Source organism: Hymenobacter setariae, from assembly GCF_007713685.1.
In the GTDB taxonomy this organism is placed as follows: domain Bacteria; phylum Bacteroidota; class Bacteroidia; order Cytophagales; family Hymenobacteraceae; genus Hymenobacter; species Hymenobacter setariae.
Window position 1 is genome coordinate 130,972 of record NZ_VMRJ01000006.1, and the last position, 19,152, is coordinate 150,123.

Annotated in this window: 18 protein-coding genes; 6 read left to right on the forward strand and 12 right to left on the reverse strand. The window is 58.6% G+C overall.

The features are described from left to right. The first annotated feature begins 86 nt into the window (after nt 1-86). Nucleotides 87-1,928: a polysaccharide deacetylase family protein gene (locus tag FNT36_RS21325; protein ID WP_144851928.1), complete on the forward strand. Its 1,842-nt coding sequence runs from the start codon at nt 87-89 to the stop codon at nt 1,926-1,928. A 50-nt stretch (nt 1,929-1,978) separates the two neighbouring features. Here the strand turns inward: FNT36_RS21325 and FNT36_RS21330 are convergent, their stop codons facing one another. The 8 genes from FNT36_RS21330 to FNT36_RS21365 all read right to left on the reverse strand — a co-directional run bounded on the left by FNT36_RS21330 (nt 1,979) and on the right by FNT36_RS21365 (nt 9,964). Further along, a complete protein-coding gene (locus FNT36_RS21330) occupies nt 1,979-3,193 on the reverse strand; it encodes a tetratricopeptide repeat protein (RefSeq protein ID WP_144851930.1) in 1,215 nt (404 codons plus the stop codon). 29 nt (nt 3,194-3,222) lie between these two features. Beyond that, nucleotides 3,223-4,239 (reverse strand): tetratricopeptide repeat protein, encoded by a 1,017-nt coding sequence (locus tag FNT36_RS21335; protein ID WP_144851932.1) that lies wholly within the window; start codon nt 4,237-4,239, stop codon nt 3,223-3,225. 4 nt (nt 4,240-4,243) lie between these two features. Next, complete coding sequence (locus tag FNT36_RS21340) at nt 4,244-5,599, reverse strand: ATP-binding protein (RefSeq protein ID WP_144851934.1); 1,356 nt, start codon at nt 5,597-5,599, stop codon at nt 4,244-4,246. 59 nt (nt 5,600-5,658) lie between these two features. Continuing rightward, a complete protein-coding gene (locus tag FNT36_RS21345) occupies nt 5,659-5,925 on the reverse strand; it encodes a DUF167 domain-containing protein (protein WP_144851936.1) in 267 nt (88 codons plus the stop codon). Nucleotides 5,926-5,975: 50 nt separating this feature from the next. Next, nucleotides 5,976-6,734, reverse strand: coding sequence for an endonuclease III domain-containing protein (locus tag FNT36_RS21350; RefSeq protein ID WP_144851938.1), 759 nt, complete (start codon nt 6,732-6,734; stop codon nt 5,976-5,978). Between the two features lie 65 nt (nt 6,735-6,799). Next, nucleotides 6,800-7,816 (reverse strand): hypothetical protein, encoded by a 1,017-nt coding sequence (locus FNT36_RS25695; protein WP_233636128.1) that lies wholly within the window; start codon nt 7,814-7,816, stop codon nt 6,800-6,802. A gap of 98 nt (nt 7,817-7,914) precedes the next feature. After that, entirely contained in the window at nt 7,915-8,325 is a 411-nt protein-coding gene (locus FNT36_RS21360; protein WP_144851940.1) for a response regulator, read from the reverse strand. Nucleotides 8,326-8,452: 127 nt separating this feature from the next. Next, nucleotides 8,453-9,964 carry a sensor histidine kinase gene (locus tag FNT36_RS21365; protein WP_144851942.1) on the reverse strand — a complete coding sequence of 504 codons (1,512 nt, stop codon included), beginning with the start codon at nt 9,962-9,964 and terminating at the stop codon, nt 8,453-8,455. 159 nt (nt 9,965-10,123) lie between these two features. Between FNT36_RS21365 and FNT36_RS21370 the strand changes: the two genes are divergently transcribed. Next, on the forward strand, nt 10,124-10,954 hold the full coding sequence (locus FNT36_RS21370) for a TrmH family RNA methyltransferase (RefSeq protein WP_144851943.1): 831 nt from the start codon (nt 10,124-10,126) through the stop codon (nt 10,952-10,954). A 19-nt stretch (nt 10,955-10,973) separates the two neighbouring features. On the opposite strand, the gene FNT36_RS21375 is transcribed toward FNT36_RS21370, so the two are convergent. Next, complete coding sequence (locus tag FNT36_RS21375) at nt 10,974-11,579, reverse strand: Crp/Fnr family transcriptional regulator (RefSeq protein ID WP_144851945.1); 606 nt, start codon at nt 11,577-11,579, stop codon at nt 10,974-10,976. A gap of 167 nt (nt 11,580-11,746) precedes the next feature. On the opposite strand from FNT36_RS21375, the gene FNT36_RS21380 reads away from it, so the two are divergent. Next, on the forward strand, nt 11,747-12,313 hold the full coding sequence (locus tag FNT36_RS21380) for a hypothetical protein (protein ID WP_233636129.1): 567 nt from the start codon (nt 11,747-11,749) through the stop codon (nt 12,311-12,313). Between the two features lie 62 nt (nt 12,314-12,375). Here FNT36_RS21380 and FNT36_RS21385 read toward each other — a convergent pair whose 3' ends face one another. Together FNT36_RS21385 and typA are read right to left on the reverse strand one after the other, a co-directional pair. Beyond that, nucleotides 12,376-12,885, reverse strand: coding sequence for a DUF6630 family protein (locus FNT36_RS21385; protein ID WP_144851947.1), 510 nt, complete (start codon nt 12,883-12,885; stop codon nt 12,376-12,378). A gap of 130 nt (nt 12,886-13,015) precedes the next feature. After that, nucleotides 13,016-14,827, reverse strand: a complete 1,812-nt coding sequence (gene typA, locus FNT36_RS21390; RefSeq protein WP_144851949.1) for a translational GTPase TypA — start codon at nt 14,825-14,827, stop codon at nt 13,016-13,018. A 204-nt stretch (nt 14,828-15,031) separates the two neighbouring features. On the opposite strand from typA, the gene msrB reads away from it, so the two are divergent. Together msrB and FNT36_RS21400 are read left to right on the forward strand one after the other, a co-directional pair. Further along, on the forward strand, nt 15,032-15,598 hold the full coding sequence (gene msrB / locus FNT36_RS21395; protein ID WP_144851951.1) for a peptide-methionine (R)-S-oxide reductase MsrB: 567 nt from the start codon (nt 15,032-15,034) through the stop codon (nt 15,596-15,598). 71 nt (nt 15,599-15,669) lie between these two features. After that, nucleotides 15,670-16,023, forward strand: coding sequence for a hypothetical protein (locus FNT36_RS21400; protein WP_144851954.1), 354 nt, complete (start codon nt 15,670-15,672; stop codon nt 16,021-16,023). 103 nt (nt 16,024-16,126) lie between these two features. Here the strand turns inward: FNT36_RS21400 and FNT36_RS21405 are convergent, their stop codons facing one another. Further along, the gene (locus FNT36_RS21405; protein ID WP_144851956.1) at nt 16,127-16,828 is read right to left on the reverse strand and encodes a hypothetical protein; all 702 of its coding nucleotides are present in this window, start codon (nt 16,826-16,828) and stop codon (nt 16,127-16,129) included. Nucleotides 16,829-17,079: 251 nt separating this feature from the next. Here FNT36_RS21405 and metG point away from each other — a divergent pair, with 251 nt between their 5' ends. Then, the gene (gene metG / locus FNT36_RS21410; protein WP_144851958.1) at nt 17,080-19,122 is read left to right on the forward strand and encodes a methionine--tRNA ligase; all 2,043 of its coding nucleotides are present in this window, start codon (nt 17,080-17,082) and stop codon (nt 19,120-19,122) included. The last annotated feature ends 30 nt before the right edge of the window (nt 19,123-19,152 follow it).

Here is a 19,152-nt window from a genome sequence, read left to right on the forward strand (position 1 = left end):
AGCGCGGACTTTGCAGGCCGCACGCTGATACGCTCGGCACTCGCAGACTGAAAGTCCGCGCTACTGCCCGGTACCTTTGCCGGCCCATGCGCATCCTGCACGTCCTTTCTGCTAATTTCTTTGCTGGCTCAGTAGCCTACGCGGTGGCCTTGGCCGAAGCCCATCGCCACCAGGGCCATCAGGTATGGCTGGCTTCGGACGCGGCCAACTTGCCGACGGCGGCTACGGTGGTGCAATTGCCTATTAGCCAGCGCAAGTACCGGCAGCGGTGGCACAATATCCAGGCTTTGCGCCAGCTGATAAAGACGCACGCTATCGACGTAGTGCATGCCCATTCGCGGGCGGCGAGTTGGGTCAGCTATTTTGCCGTATGCGGGCTGCCAGTGCCGCTGGTAAGCACCGTGCACGGGCGCCAGCATTTACACACTTCTACCTCGCTCTTCGATGTGTATGGCGATAAAGTCATCGCCATCTGTGAAAACCTGGCCGAGCACCTGCGCACGGAGGTGAAAATGACGCCTAGCAAGCTAGCCGTAGTGCCCAATGGTATAGCTTTCGCAGCCTTAGGTGCTCAGCCGCAGGAAGAAGCAGCTGAAGTGTCACGCCTAGCTTTCATCGGTCGTTTCAATGGCCCCAAGGGTGAGCAAGCTGCGGCGCTGTGCGTGCACGTATTTCCGCCGCTGCTGCGTGAGCACACCGACCTGCGAGTGGCCCTCATTGGGGGCGAGCTCGATTACTTGCCCGCCGCTGGCAAAGCAGCCCTAGGTGCCTTGCAAACCGAATTTGGCGAGCGCATCGAAGTAGTGGGCTTCACCGACGACGTGCCCGGCTGGCTCGCAAAAACGGACCTCGTCATTGGGGCTGGCCGCGTAGTGATGGAGGCGCTGGGCGCGGGCCGGGCGGCCCTAGCCCTGGGCGAAGCCTGCTACGCCGGCCGCGTGACGGAGGCCAACTACGCTGCGGCCGCCGCGTCCAACTTTGGCGACATCCTGGCGCAGCAAGGGACGCAAGCTATTGACTGGCAAGTGATATTGCAGGATGCCCGGGAATTTTGGCAGCAGCCTAGTCGGGTTGCCCCGGCCTTGCAACAGCGCGTGCGAGCCGACTATGACCTACCCACCATCGCGGCGCGGATCCTAGGGGTATACGAGTCGGCACGCATGAAGAAAGCAGTGCCCAGCTTCATCCCGGTGCTGATGTACCATAAGATTCCGGACGCGCCACTGGCTTCCAAGCATCAGATTTTTGTGACCAAGGAAAACTTTGCTAAGCACTTAGCATACTTCCAGCGGCAGAAATTCACACCGATTACGTTTCGCGATTATCAGGAGTTTGCTAGTGGGCGCCGGTCGCTCGCCGAGTTCCCGCGTCGGCCCATCATACTCACTTTTGATGATGGCTACGTTGATAATTATACCAATTTGCTTCCTTTGATGCAGCAGGCGGGCTACCGGGGGATACTCTACCTCCTGGGTGATTTTGGGGTGCGCTACAACTACTGGGATGTAGAAGCCGACCCCACCGAGCCGCGCGCCGATATCATGGACGCTGCTCAAAAGCAGGCGTTTGTGGCGGCCGGCTGGGAAATCGGCGCGCATACTATGCACCACCCCAAGCTGCCGGAGCTATCACCTATGGAATCCGCGGCTGAAATTCAACAAAGCAAAACCGCACTCGAACAAGCCCTAGGTACCGAAATCATCTCCTTCGCCTACCCCTACGGTGCCCTCACCGAGCCAATAAAAGCGCAGGTAGAGCAAGCGGGCTTCAGCTATGCCGTAGCCACTGACACCGGCGGTATGCACCTAGAAGATGACCGAATGCAGATTTTTCGGGTCAATATGTTTCCGCACGAAACCACGAGCAGCCTCTTCAAAAAAACCGCCCCCTGGTACCGCCGCTACTACCGCTGGAAGCGTGGCAAGTAGCCAAAAACGTGCGGCGTATAGTAGCTACCTAGATTCAGCAATGCCTGAGGCTAGCGTAAAGCGAAAATCCAGGTATAGGCTAGGGTGCCGAGTAAAAAGGCCATAAATAAGAGGTTGGTAAAGCCGCCGCCTATACCGGCTAGCTTTAGCACCACACTGAGCACGCCGCAAGCCGCCAGCGCCCAGCCAGCCCAGCGTGAACGAGCCTGCTGCGTGGGCTGATGCCCCAAGCGCTCGGTGCCCACCAACGGAAACAGTAGGCCTAGTGCCACGAAGCAGAGGCTAGGCAGTCCTGCCACGGTGGGCAGCGCCAAGGCAGCACCACCCGCCACCGCCGCTACCCCAAGCAAGAGTAGGAAGTGGTTGGAGTGCCGGCGCTGTGCTTCGCTGAGGGCGTAGCGCCCGTAGCGGTTGAAGCGCAATAGCGACTCGAAGAGCACGTCGCTAAACCAACTGAAGTAAGCAAATGCCAGATACAGCGGCAGCAGCGGCCGCACGAAGCGGGCCACCACCCACGCCCCCAAAAATAGCCCTTGCCGCAAGCCAGCACTGAGCGAATTGGTCCAGTACATAAACCGCATAAAGGTGCGGTAAATCCAGTAGCGAGCTTTGAGTGCCTCTACCAGCCCAGCGCGAGCGTACTCCGACTCAGGGTTGAGGCGCAGCGCTTCCTGGAAGTGACCTAGGGCCTCGTGCGAGCGGTTGGTTTCGAGCGCTACCCAGCCGGCTTGGGCTTGCACACCACTGCTTTCGGCGCCGTAGCCCAGTGCCTCGTGGGCGGCCTGCGCGGCCTCGGCTCCTCGGCCCTGGCGCGCTAGGGCGCGGGCCCGCAGGCTGTGCAGGCCCGCGTGCTCGGCATCGAAGGTGAGGCCGGTAGAGGTGGCTTGCAGGGCGGCCTGCCACTGGTTGCTTTCGAGCCGTAGGCTCCCTAGTAGATGGTAGTAGTCGGCATCGGTAGGGTCGAGGGCCAGCGCCTGGTTCACGGCCGCCAGGGCCTCCTTGGAGCGGTGTTGCCGGTGCTGGGCCAAGGCCAGGGCATAGAATGCCAGGTCATATTCGGGGGCTAGGTGAATGGCCAACTCGGCTTCCTGCTGCGCCTCGGTGGGCTGGTCGAGGTCGAGCAGGCACAGCGCCAGCAGGGTGTGGGCCACGGGCTCGTGCGGGTCGCGGGTGAGCTGGCGGCGCAGCTCATCAACGGCCAGAGCAGGGCGATTTTGCTGCATCAGCAGCTGCACGCGGGGCAGCCAGGAGGTAGAATTATCCAAGACAAGTGAAGTAGAAATAAAGACCTAGGTTAGCGCGCCGGGCGTTTATTAGCCAATGCTTTTATGAATGCCACAACCGGCACAATGAGCACATAAGGCGGTAGCTCAAAGGCAATAGCGCAGTACGTGAACCCAAATATTATGGCGCCTAGTAGGCTAATAAGCAAGATTTGACGAGCCTTAGCGCGGCGCTCGCCAGGCAGGGGGCGTTGCAGTGGGTCGTGCCGGGTGCGCCACCAAGCTACCCCCCAGTACAGCGGCGTAGTGAGCGCGGCCACGAGCCCCTGCCAGCTATACGGTGCCCCGCGCTCTAGGCGCCGGCGCCGCTGCCGATGCAAGTGCAGCAGCCACTTGGGCCAGTGCTGGCGGCGGCGCGCCTGGCGCAGCAGAGGCACTAGCTCGGCGCTGGTGGTAGGCGCCAGGCGCAGGGCCTCGCTGAGGTGGGTATTGGCGGCGTGGGGCTCATAGCGGCGCAGCAGCAAGCGGCCGCGCCACGTGTGCACCAAGGCGCTAGTAGGAGCCAGGCGCAGCAGCAAGTCAAAGTCGGTATCATCAGCAGCGGCGTACTCTAGCTTATCAGCAGCTACGGCTCGCCACAGCAGGCAGTCGGGGTGGCGGGCGTGCACGCGCAGGCCTGCCTCGGCACTAGCCACGGCAGCAGCGGGCTGGTGCTGTAAGTAGTATAGCTGAGCTAGCAGGCCATGGTAGCTGGCATCGAGTGGGTCGAGGCGCAAAGCTTCGCTGATGGCCTTAGTGGCTTTGTCGAGCTGGCCTTGCTGCCCGCGTACCTGCGCCAGCGCGGCAAACGCCTGGGCAGAGTGGGGCGCCTGTGCCACGGCGGCATGAGCAGTTTCGGCCGCCTCGGCCAAGCGAGCTAATTGCCGTAGCGCGGCAACGCGCGCCAGCAAGGCAGCTAAATCGGACGGGTCAGTTGCCAATAGCTGAGCCGTTAGCTCCAGCGCCGCGGACGGCTGGCGCAGGCGCAACAGTTGCCAGGCATAGTCCGCATCGCGAGTCGGGGCCGAAGAAGATGCTGATGCCGCCACAGTGCTACTTGCCGTCTGGCTTTTTCACGCCTAGGTACGTCAGAATGTCGTCGTAGAGGCCGCCCTCGTTTGAATACAGCGCATAGTTGCGGGCTGTGGCAAACCACTCTTTGGTGCTGGGCTTTACCTGTTGCGTAGCGCCCAGCAAGTCGCTCTGCTCGATGGGCAAAGGCCGGCCGGCGCGCATCGACTCGCGCAGGCGTGTGTCTACGGCGCCATCCACTACCGCCTTGAGGTCGGCCCCGCTGAGGCCAGCGGTGCGGGCAGCTACGGCGGCAGGGTTCACGCTCGGGGCCAAGGGCTTACCCTTGAGCAATATCTCTAGAATGCTGGCGCGGGCGGCCTCGTCGGGCGGCGTCACGAGCACTATCTTGTCGAAGCGGCCGGGGCGCCGAAAAGCGGGGTCTAGGTGCCAGGGGGCATTAGTAGCGGCCATGATGAGCACGCCCTCGTTGGACGCCGACACGCCATCGAGCTCTTCCAAAAACTGATTGATGACGGTGCGACCAGCGCTCTGGCGCAGGTCGTGGCGGTTGGCGGCTAGGGCGTCTACCTCGTCAAAAAACAGTACACACGGCGCCTGCGCCCGTGCCAGCTCAAATAGCTGGTGTAGGTTTTTCTCGCTATTGCCGAGCCACATATCCAGGATTTCAGCAATGCCTACGCTCAGAAAGCTGGCCTGCACCTCGCCTGCCGTGGCGCGGGCCAGGTAGGTTTTGCCGCAGCCGGGTGGGCCGTATAGCAGCAGCCCGCCGCCGCTGGCCTTACCGTAGGCTTTGTAGAGGTCAGGAAAGTGCAGCGGGTGAATAATTTTCAGCCGTATCTCGTCTTTCACCGCTTCCATGCCGCCCACTTCAGCAAAGTTGATGCGTGGCTTTTCAAGTCCTAGGATACTGGCCTGGTCAAAGTTCTTAGGCTCGTTGGGGTTGTTAGGTCCGCTGGCGGGCACCCGGCGCGGGGCACTGGCTTGCAGCTCTTGCGCCAGTGTAGGGTCGGCTAGGCCAACATCGAGGCGCAGAGCCTGGGCGTAGGCATCGCGGGCGGCCTCTGGCTGCTGAGTAGCGTGCAGGAGGCGGGCATGCAGCAAATGCGCCGGCCCTAGGTCGTCGTGGTTGGCCAGTACTTCCTCCACTACCACGAAGGCGGCCGATACTTTACTCAGCGCTAAGTAGGCTTCGGCTAGGCCCAGTTGCAAGCCAGGGTCGGTAGGGTGGTGGCGCAGCCCTTCGCGGTATAGCTCCTCGGCTTGCGGGTGCTGGCCAGCTTGGCGCAGCAGGCCGCCCACATGCAAGCGCAGCGGCAGGTTGTCAGGCGAAAATTTGAGGGCGTCGAGCAGCGGTTGTAGCGTAGCGTCGGGCATAAAAAGGAAGTCAATAGCTGCCTGCGAAAGTACGGCCGCTACCCTTCGATTCCGCTCACCTAGATGCGATATTGGGCTAAGATGGCTGCTCCGGCTTCTTCGCTTAGGCCACTTATCTCAAGTTTTTTAAATGGTGCCGTGTGGCCGCTGAGCAGCTGCACGCTGCTTTTCGCTACGCCAAATACCTCGGCCATAAAGGCCAATAGCACTGCGTTGGCTTTGCCATCTTGCGGTGGGGCTGCTAGGCGCACTGTCCAGCGCCCGTCGGGGCCGGGCAGCAGCTGGTTCTGGCGGGCATTAGGCTTGGCGTGCAAGTGCAGGGTCATGAAGAAATAAGACGCACAATTTAGTAGGCTATACCGGCGAGCAAAGTTGCCTAGGCTTGTGGCTTTTTGCTCATCACGGCTTGCCCATGCGGGCACACGTCCAGCATCACGCAGCGCTCGCAGGCGGGGTTGTGAAAGTAGCAGCACTTCTGGCCGTGGTACATCAGCGCTTCGTGGTGGTCGTATACCTGTTGGGCTGTCCAGTCGGGTGGCAGCAGGGCTGCGAGTAGCGCGTGTGCCGGGCCTTCGCCCACCTTCGGCCCGATGAGGCCTAGGCGCTGGGCTACCCGGTGGTGGTGACTGTCGACAGGCATGGCCGGCAGGCGCAAGCAGCTAAATAGCAGCGTGGCTGCACTGGTCTTAGGTCCTACGCCGCTAATGCTTTCCAGCCAAGCCCGCGCCTCGGGGATGGGCCGCTCGGCCAGAAAGTCGAGCGAGCACGGCGGTAAGTTTTCGTCGCCACAGCGGCGGCTGATTTCGCGCAGTACTTCCTGAATGCGGGGCGCCTTTTGCTCGGGCCAAGTGCAGGCGCTCAGGGCGCGCTGCACGTCGAGGGTGGGGGCGTCGCGCACTTCTTCCCAGGTAGGGTAGGTGGCGCGCAGCTGCTGGTAAGCGCGGTGCGAGTCGGCATTTTTGGTGCGGTGCGAGAGCAAGGCGCTAATCAACTCGCTCAGCGGGTCCTTGGTGCTGAAAAACAGAAAGGGGGCTCCATACTCAGCACACAGCCGTTGGTGGGCCAGCAACGCCTTGGCTTGGAGCGCGTCAAAATCGGCGGAGGGGAGGGCTGGGGCAGCGCGGCGAGTGGGCATGAAAAAAGGTACTGCAAACCGGGCCGTGGGGTTCGCAGTACCTTCTAAGGAAAGGCTACTTCGTCTTAGCGTTGCCCGCTATTATACAAGGCAATGGCTTGCCGCTGAGCGGCAGCTTGCTTGCTTTGGAAGATGAGCGGCACGATGAGCACCGGAATGGCGGCGTAGAATAGCGGCGAGATGCCGGGGTTATTGGGCCGCACCGATTGCACCAAGCCTGCTACAAGCAGGCCGCCGCCCGCTACGTAGGCCGCGATGATTGATTGCCGGTAGCGGCGGGCATTGTTCAGCAGGGCTTGCGCGCCGGGGTTGTCGGCCGTGGCCACGGCGAGGTTGCGCAGGTTAAGATTCTGCACCGGGCCATTGTCCTTCGAGAAATACTCCGTCTTAGTAGTGCGGTAGCCGCCGTAGGGGTAACCCCCAAATGGGTAGCCGCCCATGCCGCCATAGCCAAAGCCACCGTAGCCCATGCCCATGCCATAAGGCGAAGAGGCATACGACGTGTTATAAGTGGCATACAAGCTGATACGACCGGTTTTCTCGCGGCGTAGTGTCGTTTCGCGGTTTGAGCGGGGCAGCGTGGTGCGTACGTAGTGGCCGCTCTGGTCTTCATAAAAGCCTACATCGGCTAGGTCTATCCGCTTCTGGCCATCCAGTAGCAAGTGCGAGTGCCCAAAGAGTGGCGACTTCACTTCGACATCGTACACACTATACACCTGGCCATTTTTGAGGCCCACTTGGTAGCGGTTAGGGCGGGTAGAGCCCGCCATCTCGTAAGGCCGGCCAAAAGGGCTGTTTGATTGCGACTGCGGCGGGGTGGGAGCGGCAGGCGGTGGGGTGGGGGCACTCACCACCGGAGCCGCCTGGCGGGTAGAGTCGGCCCCCGTGGCAGCAGCGGCTGGAGCTGGTACCGCGGGCGCCGGCACTGCTTCTAGCTGTTGAGGCGCTGGGGCGGCCGGCCGGACAGCCGGCGTAGGCATCACCGGCGCACCACCGAGCTGGCGAGGAGCATCTTGGGCCGAAGCCGACAAGCTGATGGCGCCCACCCCTAGGGCCAGCGCGGTGAGAAACGCGGATTTCATGCAGCAAATAACTACTAAACTGGTTAATGGCAACCAGCTAAGCTGCCAACGAATGCACCTAGGGCAAAAGTGCCTGCGTTGGGTTGCCGCTAAGCTGCCTATTTCAATAATTTTTCGAGCAGACTCAGGCTATCCACCAAGTCATGGCCTGACTCCATATCGAAGGGCTTTAGGATGTAGCCGCTCACAGCGAGCTCGGCGGCGGCAGTGCGCTCGTGGGCCATGTCCGAAGTGGTGGTAACGTACACCGGAATATCGCACAGCGTAGGCGTGGCCCGTATTTCGGCCAAGAATTCTAGCCCATTCATGCGCGGCATGTTCAGGTCGAGCAAGATGAGCTCGGGCAAGGGCTCAAGAGGCGGAACCCCGGCGCGGCCCAGCAGCATATCCAGCGCCTCCTCACCGTTGAAAGCGGTATGCAGCTGGTGCGGTACGCTGAACTTGGCAAAGGTCTTTTGCGCCGTCATCGTGTCAAAAATATCGTCTTCAACTAACAGAACTGAACGCATAGCGACAAAGTAAAAAGGTAGGTGTGAGGGACCGATGAGTGGACAGGAATAGAAAACTACTTATAAAGTAAGCGCAACGCTGCGCTTGCAATAGCGCGTGGTTAATCAGGTTATAAACTAGTTGAAGTTACTTGATTTTTACGAGCGCCGGCCCTTTGGGCCAAGTAAAAATAAAGGTGGCGCCCTGCCCTAGGTCCGATTCGACGTGGATACTGCCCTTGCGGTCGTCGATAAGGCGCTTGACGATGCTCAGGCCAATGCCAGTGCTTTCGGCAGTGTGGCGGTCGCGCAGGGTCTGGAAGAGCAAAAAAATCTTTTGGTGATGCTCGGGCGCTATGCCAGGGCCATTGTCCTGCACCCGAAATTCGTAGTGGCGGCCAATGTCTTGGCAGCTCACGCGCAGCCGCCCAGTGCCGCCAGGGCCGTGGTACTTCACGGCGTTGCTGAACAGGTTGGTAAAGACTTGCTGCAAGCCTAGGCGGTCGGTTTGGAAGGTGGGCAGGCCCGGCGCCAGCTCCAGGGCAAAATCGGGCGGCACTACCAAGTCGGCTACATCGCGGGTCAGCTGGGCCACGTTCACTTCTTCGGCCGGGGCCTCGGTGCGGCTGGCGCGAGCATAGGCCAGCAGGCCATTGATGAGGTCGTCGAGGCGACCTAGGCGGCCCTTCATCTGGTCGAGATACGTGAGCAGGGCGGGCGAGAGGTCGGCGGCCTGCTCGTCTTCTATCCACCGCACAATGGTAGAGAGGCCGCGTAGGGGAGCTTTCAAGTCGTGCGAGGCCACGTAGGCAAATTGGTCAAGCTCTTGGTTTCGCTTTTCTAGGGTGCTAAAAGCATCGTCCAAGGCCTGCGTCATCTGGTTGAGCAGCGTGGCCAGCGAGCCAAGCCGGTCTTGGCCACTGTCAACAATCTTCACTTTGTAGTCGCCCTGCACTACCTGCCGGGCCAGGTGCTCGATGCCCTTGATGCGCCGCGCTGTGTCCAAGTTCACTCGCGTGAGTTCTAGGCGCAAGTGTTCGTTGGCTCGGAGCTCGCCAGAAATACGGCGAAATAGCCATAGTACAATGATGATAGCCAGCACCGCCGACACTACGATAGCTAGCGGCGCTAACCACTGAAACAACTGCTGCCGCTGGTTGCGCACCCGCAGCAGGCGCTCTTCGTACTGGCGCAGGCGCAGCACCACGCCCTTGAAAACGCGCAGCGGCTGCTGCTCGCGCAGCAGCAACGCTTGGGCAGCTTCGGGCGAGGGATTATAGGTCTTAAATAGCTCTAGCTCTTCTTCTTGTCCTTCGATAAGTTGGCGCAAGGTATCGGCCCGCGCATGCTGCAAGCGTCCGTCGGCCACCAGCCGTTGTAAGGTGACGGCCTTACGCTGCATCAGTAGAGCGTTGCGTTGGTAAAGGTCGAGGTAATAGGGGTCACCCACCAGTAGGTAGCCCCGCATACCGGTCTGCGCGTCGCGAATGGCCAGGCGGACATCATCGGTTTGCTGCAGTACTTGGTATGAGTGGTCGACCAGGGAGGTGTAGTGACTCAGCTGCCGGATGGTGACAAACGCCATAATGGACGTGGCCACCAGCGCCGACAAGGCGATGGCGAATCCTAGTAAAATCTTAGTATTGAGTCGGAGCGCCAAGCGGTTGAAGCGAGTAGAAAAGGAAAAGAAGTAAGCAGCACGCGCATGATGCCCGTTGCAACGCTTACCGGGGTACTTGCCGGCACGAAGGTAGAAACACCGAAAAGTGAAAGTAGCATTTTCCCACTGTGCTATTTTCTCTTTGCCTACCTTCGTCCTATGTACGCCGCCCGCCCCGCTCAGCCCGACCGCATCACCAGCCTGCACAATCCACGCATCAAGGAAGTACTGCGCCTGCAAGACAAAGCCGCCGAGCGCCGCCGCCAGGGCATAACCTTAGTAGAAGGCTACCGCGAGCTAACCAATGCCCGCCAAGCTGGCTGGCAGGTAGCCACGCTGTTTGTGTGCGAAGAGCTAGCCGGCCCGGACCTGAGCCAGCAACTCGCCGAGCCCGCCCGCCTCGTGCCACGGCCCTACGAGTACCTACCCGTGAGTGCAGCTGTCTTTGCCAAGCTAGCTGTGCGCGAGCGCTCCGATGGCGTGCTGGCCTTGCTGCGCACCCCCCGCCGCACCCTAGCCGACTTAGTGCTACCCGAAAACCCGCTGGTGCTTGTACTCGAAGCCGTGGAGAAGCCCGGCAACCTAGGGGCCATCCTGCGCACTGCCGACGCCGCGCCCGCCCACGCCGTGCTGGTCGGCGACCCGCGCACCGACCTCTATAACCCCAACGTCATCCGGGCTAGCCTAGGGGGCATTTTTACGGTGCCCACCGTGGCTGCGCCGATGGTTGAAATCTTAGCTTTCTTGCGCGAAAAAAGCATCCGCACCTTTGCCGCAGCCCTCGCCGACGACGCTAAGAGCTACACTGCCACCAACTTCAGCGGCCCCACGGCGCTGGTGCTCGGCACCGAGGCCGACGGCCTCACGCCCGCTACCCGCCAGGCCTGCGATGAAACCGTTATCATCCCTATGCGCGGCGTGCTCGACTCGCTCAACGTGAGCGTGGCCGCCGCTGTGCTCACTTTTGAGGCCGTGCGCCAGCGCGGGTAATACGCTAGCGGAAACTAAATCAAACGTCCGAGCTCTTACCTAGCTGCGCCCGAATACGGCTGAGCGACGGCCCTTTAATGCCCAGATAAGACGCAATGTGTCCTAGCGATACTCGGTTGGTAACGCCCGGAAGCTGCTCAAGCAGCGTGAGATACCGCTGTTCGGCCGACTGAAATAATAAACCCTCAGCCTTGCTTTGCTGGAAAACTAAATACTGCTCGGCCAGCCGCCGTCCAAACCGCTCCCAGCCATGCGAGAGCCCATAGAGGCGGTGCAGCTGGTCGGTCGTAATCACTAGCAGCTCCGCATCTTCTAGGGCGGCAATGTAGTAGGGGCAGACCTCGCCGGTGAGCAGGCTCTTGAGTGAGGTCAGAAATAGCCTTTCTGGTATGAAGGCCATGTTATGCTCTTCGGAAGTAACTGGGTCTACGTAATAAACCCGAAAAAGCCCGCTCACGATAAAGCCAACGTGTCGGCACACCGAATTCCGGAAATTGAAAAATTCGTTTTTCGCAATGCTACGCAGCGTCCAGGCTCCCTCGGCGAGGCGCAAATCGTCTTCGGAGAGACCAGCAAACGCTTGCAGGTTTTGGGCAAGTAGCGAATGAGCAGAATTGGGTAGCATAGACAACTGAGGAGAGGGCCACAACGTGGCTATAACCAGCGAAGGGCTTGAAAGTCAACCGGCACTATTTCTAGCAAGCCGAATGCTTTTTAACCTAGGTAAAAAAGTGGCTTAGCACGCGCCGGGACCTTTGTGCTATCATCAATCACTGCACAAATCCCCTTCTCATGCAAGCCTCCACCAATCCTTTTCGCGTGGCAACTAATGCGCATGCCTTGCGCACGCTGTATTTCGTGCGCGCCGCGTTTTCCCTTATTTGGGTAAGCCTGCTACTTGTTTTTGTTAAATCGTCGCCCACCATCACCGGCTTCCTATTACTGCTTTATCCAGCTTGGGATGTAGCTGCTACCTTCTTTGATATCCAAGCCAGTCGGGGCACGTCCTCCAAGCTGCCGCAGTACGTCAACATTGTCATTGGTGTCCTCACCACAGTTGCCGTGGGCGTTGCCCTCAAGCAGAATGTGCCCACCGTACTTCTCGTTTTTGGGACCTGGGCCATCATCACCGGCCTCATTCAGCTCACGCTTGGCCTAGGTCGGCGGCGCACCCTCGGCGGCCAATGGCCGATGATACTGAGCGGTGGGCAATCAGTTATCGCGGGGGTGTCCTTCATTGCTATGGCCCATTCGCCTACCATAGGCATTCTAAATCTGGCTGGTTATTCCGCTTTTGGGGCGCTTTACTTTCTGCTGGCGGCCTTTCGCCTAGGTAAGGCGCAAGCCATCCAGCAATAGAAAGGCTATTGAGAGACTAACTGTAGCTCCGGCGTCAGCACTTCCTGACGCCGAAGCAGCAGTTAGTAGACTGTAATTCCAAACCCCAGTTCTTTGGCGAGCTGGCGCGTTTGTTCGGTTTGCTCGTCGGCTACCACGCTCAGCGCATGCGAGTCGCTATCCAGCGTCAGTAGCACCAAGGCTAGCCCTAGGGGCTCCAACGCATCTTGTAAAGCATCGAGCGCTTCGGGGCCAGTAATAGCGCGGCGAGCGAACGAAGGCTCTGCAAGTCGCTCGGTGCGGCCTTGCTGCGTTAGAGTCTCGTTGAGGCCATAGGTGAGGTCATCCACTGAGTCTTTCCAATCAGCTTCCCACAGCAATTCCTCACTCAGCAGCGCATCAATCAGGGCTACGTCGCGCAGTTCCTGCGCGGGTAGCTTGGTTTCGATGCCTCGCTCAGCCAACTCCTCGGCATACTCAGCTTGGTACGCAGCAGGGTCTTGTAGCACTAAGGTCAGCCGCTGGGTTAATCGTTGGGTAGCGTCCGCGTCCGCGAGGCTAAAAAGCTGAATGAAGGCAGTCAAAGAATCCATAAGAGTAAATAACTAGTAATGCTGTAAAATAAAGAAAGGCTGCCCGAGAGCAGCCTTGCTTTATCTCTCGCGAAGTCAGCCTGCATAGCAGGCGGATTCGCGAAACTTATTTAATCCGCGAAATCTGCGGTTAGTCAGCCGACTTGGCGTAGCGTAGGCGCTCGTTTTCGTCAAGCAGAATCTTGCGCATACGTACCGACTTCGGCGTTACTTCCAGGTACTCATCCTTCTGGATGTATTCCATAGCCTCTTCCAGCGAGAACTGACGCTTCGGAACGATTTTGGCGTTTTCATCCGAGCCCGAAGCACGCATGTTGGTCAGCTTCTTGCCTTTCTGAATGTTGATAGTCAAGTCGTTGGGGCGGGTATGCTCACCGATAACCTGACCAGCGTACACTTCCTCGCCTGGGTCCACGAAGAACGAACCGCGGTCCTGCATCTTGTCGATGGTGTAGGCGGTGCCGGGGCCGGTTTCGAGCGAAATCAGCGAGCCCGAGATGCGGCCCGGAATTGGGCCTTTGTGCGGCTCGTAGCTGGCAAAGCGGTGGTTCATGATGGCCTCACCAGCGGTGGCAGTTAGCACGTTGTTACGCAGGCCAATGAGGCCACGCGACGGAATGCTGAACTCCAAGTGCTGCAAGTCACCCTTCGGCTCCATGATGGTCATTTCGCCTTTGCGCATGCTCACTAGCTCGATAACCTTACCAGCGGTTTCTTCCGGCACATCAACTACCAGCAGCTCTACAGGCTCAAGGCGGTTGCCGTTGTCATCTTCCTTGAACAGCACCTGGGGCTGGCCCACTTGCAGCTCGTAGCCCTCGCGGCGCATCGTTTCGATGAGTACCGACAAGTGCAGAATGCCGCGACCAAATACGAGGAAGGTGTCTTCCTTATCGGTCGTTTGCACGCGCAGGGCCAGGTTTTTCTCGGTTTCCTTGAACAGGCGGTCACGCAAGTGACGCGAGGTCACAAACTTACCTTCCTTACCAAAGAACGGCGAGTTGTTGATGGTGAACAGCATATTCATCGTCGGCTCGTCGATGCTGATGCGCTCAAGAGCTTCCGGGTTATCGGCGTCGGCCAGCGTGTCACCGATGTCGAAGCCTTCGATGCCCGATACGGCACAAATTTCGCCGCTGCTTACCGATTCTACCTTGTTGCGGCCGAGGCCTTCAAACACGTGTAACTCGCGGATTTTTACTTTCTTGACGCTGCCATCAGCCTTCATCAGGCTCATGTTAGCGCCCTCTTTCAAGGTGCCGCGGTGTACGCGACCGATGGCGATACGACCCACGAACGACGAGTAGTCGAGCGAGGTAATCTGCATCTGGGGCGTGCCCTCGTTTATGGGCGCTGGCGGAATCGACTCAATCACCGCGTCGAGCAGCGGAATGATGTTGTCGGTTTTTACTTTCCAGTCGGTGCTCATCCAGCCTTGCTTGCTCGAGCCGTATAGGGTCACGAAATCAAGCTGGTCTTCGTTGGCACCTAGGTTGAACATGAGGTCGAAAACCTGCTCGTGTACCTCGTCGGGGCGGCAGTTTTCCTTGTCTACTTTGTTCACTACCACGATAGGCTTTAGGCCGAGGCCAAGGGCCTTGCCTAGCACGAAGCGGGTCTGAGGCATGGCGCCCTCAAAGGCGTCCACGAGCAGCAGTACACCGTCGGCCATCTTCAACACGCGCTCTACCTCGCCGCCGAAGTCGGCGTGACCAGGAGTGTCGATGATGTTGATTTTTACGCCGTTGTAGCGCACCGATACGTTTTTAGAAACGATGGTGATGCCGCGCTCGCGCTCTAGGTCGTTGTTGTCGAGGATAAGGTCGTCGAACTGCTGGTGAGCGTCGAAAATCTTAGAAGCGTGGATAATCTTATCCACCAATGTCGTCTTGCCGTGGTCAACGTGGGCAATGATGGCGATATTCCGAATGTTCTGAGTCATACGTAAGTTTTTGCGGCCGCAAAGGTACGGATTCTCAGGCACAAATCCTGCATCCGCATAATTATCTAGTTATTACCTGGCTATAATACAGACAGTTTTTGAGTGTATAAAATTCCGATTTTTCTATTTTCGGTAAGCGCAGCGCTACATCCGAACGACTTAGTTTTCGCGTTTGTTAGCTAGTCAATTACCACCTTATTAGCTATGCGCCTCTCTTTGCTTTCGTTGCTGCTAAGCTCGCTCGCCTTCACACCAGCTTGCTCGCAAACCCACACCGACCAGTCTAAAACCGTAGCGGCAGTGCCCACCGGCCCCAAAGGAGCCACTGTTACCACGGCCAAATACCCGCAGCCACAGCCCGTGACAGGCAAGCCCGGCGAGTTTTCGGTAGTAAAATCGGATGCCGAGTGGAAGAAGCTGCTGACGCCTGCGCAGTACTACATCCTGCGCCAGGAAGGCACTGAGCCGCCATTTCACAATAAGTATTTTGATAACCACGCCGCCGGTAGCTATTACTGCGCTGCCGACCACAATCTACTATTCTCGTCGGCCACCAAGTTTGAATCAGGTACCGGCTGGCCTAGTTTCTACGCCCCGGCCACCGATGCCAGCGTAAAAGTGAAGTCCGATAAAAGCTTTGGCATGAGCCGCGACGAAATTGTGTGCGCCAAGTGTGGCGGCCACCTAGGTCACATCTTCGACGATGGCCCCAAGCCTACCGGCCAGCGCTACTGTATGGACTCCGACGCCATGCTGTTTGAGAAGAAATAAGTCCAACTCGGCGCTTCGAGTTGCGTTTAAAGAAGGCGGCCCACATAGGGTCGCCTTCTTTGTTGATAATCATGTTATTCCGTTCTTATCTACGCTTGGCTTGGCTAGCTGGGCCCGCGCTATTAGCAAGTTGCACTGCCACCGAGCAAACCGCCGAAAATGCCGCGCCTCGCAGCATCCCGACTGAAGTAAACTCGGACGCTGACCGCCGCGCCATTTACCAGTCGAACGGCACCGTTAGCCGAGCTGGTGCACCCGTGCCTGATGCTACACCCAACGTGATGCGCCTGGGTGAGGAGGCATCGGACATCAACCGTACCAAGCGCCCCGAAACGATGAACACCAACGATGCCAACCTCACGACGCCCGAAACGCGCCTGCGGCGCATCGACCAGTCTATTGCCGACACCCTGCGCCGGCCTTAGTGCCTAAACAAACCAATGCTGGCTACCTAGGCGCTTAGATTTCCCACTGCGGAGCCGAGCGCCTAGATGGCCAGCATTGATTTATACCGGCCTAGAACTTAGACTATACGTTGTCTATGGCCACGCCATCGTTAGCCGTGGCGGTTGGCGTGCTGAGGTCGGAAGCGCCTTCTGCCACTACGGTATCGGCGGCAGCGCGCTTGGAGCGGCCGGAACTGCGGCTAGTGCTGGCAGCAGGGGCGGCGCTAGCGGCCGGCTTGCGAGTGGCCGCAGTAGCGGCGGGGCGGCTGCGTTTGTTGGCAGCCGGTACTTCTTTGGGCTCGGGGGCAGTTTTGCTCGTGGCGGTTGCCTTCTTAGTGCTGCTTTTGGGGGCTTTGCTATCGGTTGGCTCTGCTGCGCCAGCATCATTGGTGCTGGGGGCGGGGAAGCTAAGGTCGGTGCTGCGGCCCGGCGCCACGGAGTCGTAGTGCCGCACTATGGTGTGCAAAGCTTGCTCAAACATGCGCTCGGTGTCCACGTCGAGGCGGCGCGTGGCTTCCTTCACTACCTCTTTCAGCTTGGCCTTTGTTTCTTTGCGGATGCGAGCGACCATTTCACTCATGCGCGCATCTAGTTCTTTCTGCAGCTGCTTGGCCGCCGCTTTAAGCGTCTCTTTCTGGTTAGCCTTCTTCTCGGTCCGGCTATCGGTAATGGTTTGGCTGGCGCGGCGGCTGGCCTTGTCGGCCTTGCGCTGGGCTTTTTCCTGCGGTGTGCGCTTGGGAGAGGCTACTGCGTCAGCAGCTTCGGAGTTAGTTTTTTTTGCCATGGGTAAAGGTGAAATGGGAAAATAAACGCGGTGAAAGTTGACTCAAATTGACACCCCACGCCCCATGCAAATAGTTGATTTGCAAACGGCGCCGGTGGTTAAGTTGTTAGCTGCTACGCTCTTCGCCCTAGGTGGTTTTTTACTTGAAATAATTTTCGCAGCGAGTATACTTAATTATCGTCAGCAGTGCTAATTAAACTGCGCACTAAGTAATACGGCGCTTCGCTCAAGAAGTACTACAGTTGTTTACAATGAACTCATTGCCAGAACGCTATACGGTTACCGCGGCCCTGCCTTATGCCAATGGCCCGGTGCATATCGGCCACCTAGCCGGTGTTTACTTACCGGCCGACATCTACGTGCGGTACTTACGCGCCCAAAACCGTGACGTAAAATTTATCTGCGGCTCCGACGAGCACGGAGTTCCCATTACTATTCGAGCTCAGAAAGAAGGCGTTACGCCACAGCAAATTGTCGATAAATACCACAAGATTATTGGCGATTCCTTCCGCGAGTTCAACGTGTCGTTCGACGTGTATTCGCGCACGTCTTCCAAGACTCACGCCGAGGTTTCGAGTGAATTTTTTAAGAAGCTGTACGAGGAAGGCAAATTCATTGAGCAAACCACGCAGCAACTCTACGATGAGCAAGCCGGCCAATTCTTGGCCGACCGCTACGTGGTAGGTACCTGCCCCAATTGCGGCAACGAAAATGCCTATGGTGACCAGTGCGAGCGTTGTGGCACGTCGCTCAGCCCTACGGAGCTAATTAATCCGCGCTCGATGCTGAGCGGCAACACGCCTGTGTTGCGCGACACCAAGCACTGGTTTCTACCCCTCGACCAATACGAGCCCTGGCTGCGCGAATGGATAATCGAGGGCCACAAAAACGATTGGAAAACCAACGTGTACGGCCAGTGCAAATCGTGGATTGACCAGGGCCTGCACCCCCGCGCCGTAACCCGCGACCTCGATTGGGGCGTGCCCGTGCCAGTGCCCGGCGCCGAAGGCAAGGTGCTGTACGTGTGGTTTGATGCGCCCATTGGCTACATCTCGGCCACCAAGGAAGGCTTCCCCGACGAGTGGCAGAAATACTGGCAGGACCCCGGTACCAAGCTGGTGCACTTCATCGGCAAGGATAATATCGTATTCCACTGCATTATTTTCCCGGTAATGCTGCAAGCGCACGGCGATTATATTCTGCCAGATAACGTGCCCGCCAATGAATTTTTGAACCTAGAAGGCGACAAAATCAGCACCTCGCGCAACTGGGCGGTGTGGCTGCACGAGTATTTGCAAGATTTCCCTGGCCAAGCCGACGTGCTGCGCTACGTGCTCTGCGCCAATGCGCCCGAAACCAAGGACAACGACTTCACCTGGAAAGACTTTCAGGCGCGTAACAACAACGAGCTGGTTGCTACCCTAGGCAACTTTGTGAACCGTGCCGCCGTGCTCACGCAGAAGTTCTTCGAAGGCAAGGTGCCTGAGCGCGGCGAGCTAATCGAGATTGACGAAGAGGTTTTCCGACAAGTAGATGAGTTTCCGACGCGGGTAGGAGAGCTAATCGAAAACTACCGCTTTCGCGACGCGCTGGCCGAAGTGATGAACCTAGCCCGCGTCGGCAATAAGTACCTGGCCGAAACCGAGCCCTGGAAGCTCATCAAAACCGATGCGGCGCGCACCGGCACTGTACTGCACGTGGCCCTGCAAGTGGCCGCCGCGCTAGTGCCGTTGCTCACGCCTTTCCTACCTGAATCGGCCGAGAAGTTGGCAAAAATGTTGAACTTCCAGCCTGGGGATTGGCAGAGCGCGACCCGCGCCGAGCAGTTGCCCGCTGGCCACCAGCTGCAGGAACCGGCGTTGCTATTCGCTAAAATCGACGACGCGGTGGTGAATGCCCAGGTGCAGAAACTCCTCGATACCAAACAAGCCAACGCACTAGCTAACGCACCCGTCACGGCGGCAAAAGAGAACGTAAGCTTTGAGGAGTTTGGCAAGATGGACCTGCGTGTGGGTACCATTATCGCCGCCGAGAAAGTAGCCAAAACCAAGAAGCTACTCAAGCTGACCATTGATACGGGCCTCGACCAGCGCACCATTGTGAGCGGCATCGCCGAGTCGTTTATTCCGGAAGCACTAATTGGGCAGCAGGCGATGGTACTGTTGAATTTGGCGCCCCGTGAAATAAAAGGTATTCAAAGCCAAGGCATGCTGTTGCTGGCCGAAAACGCCGATGGCAGCTTGGCCCTGATGCAGCCTGGTGCCGCCGTGCGCAACGGTAGCAGCATCTTATAGCAACCATAGATAGCCCATTGAAAACGGCTG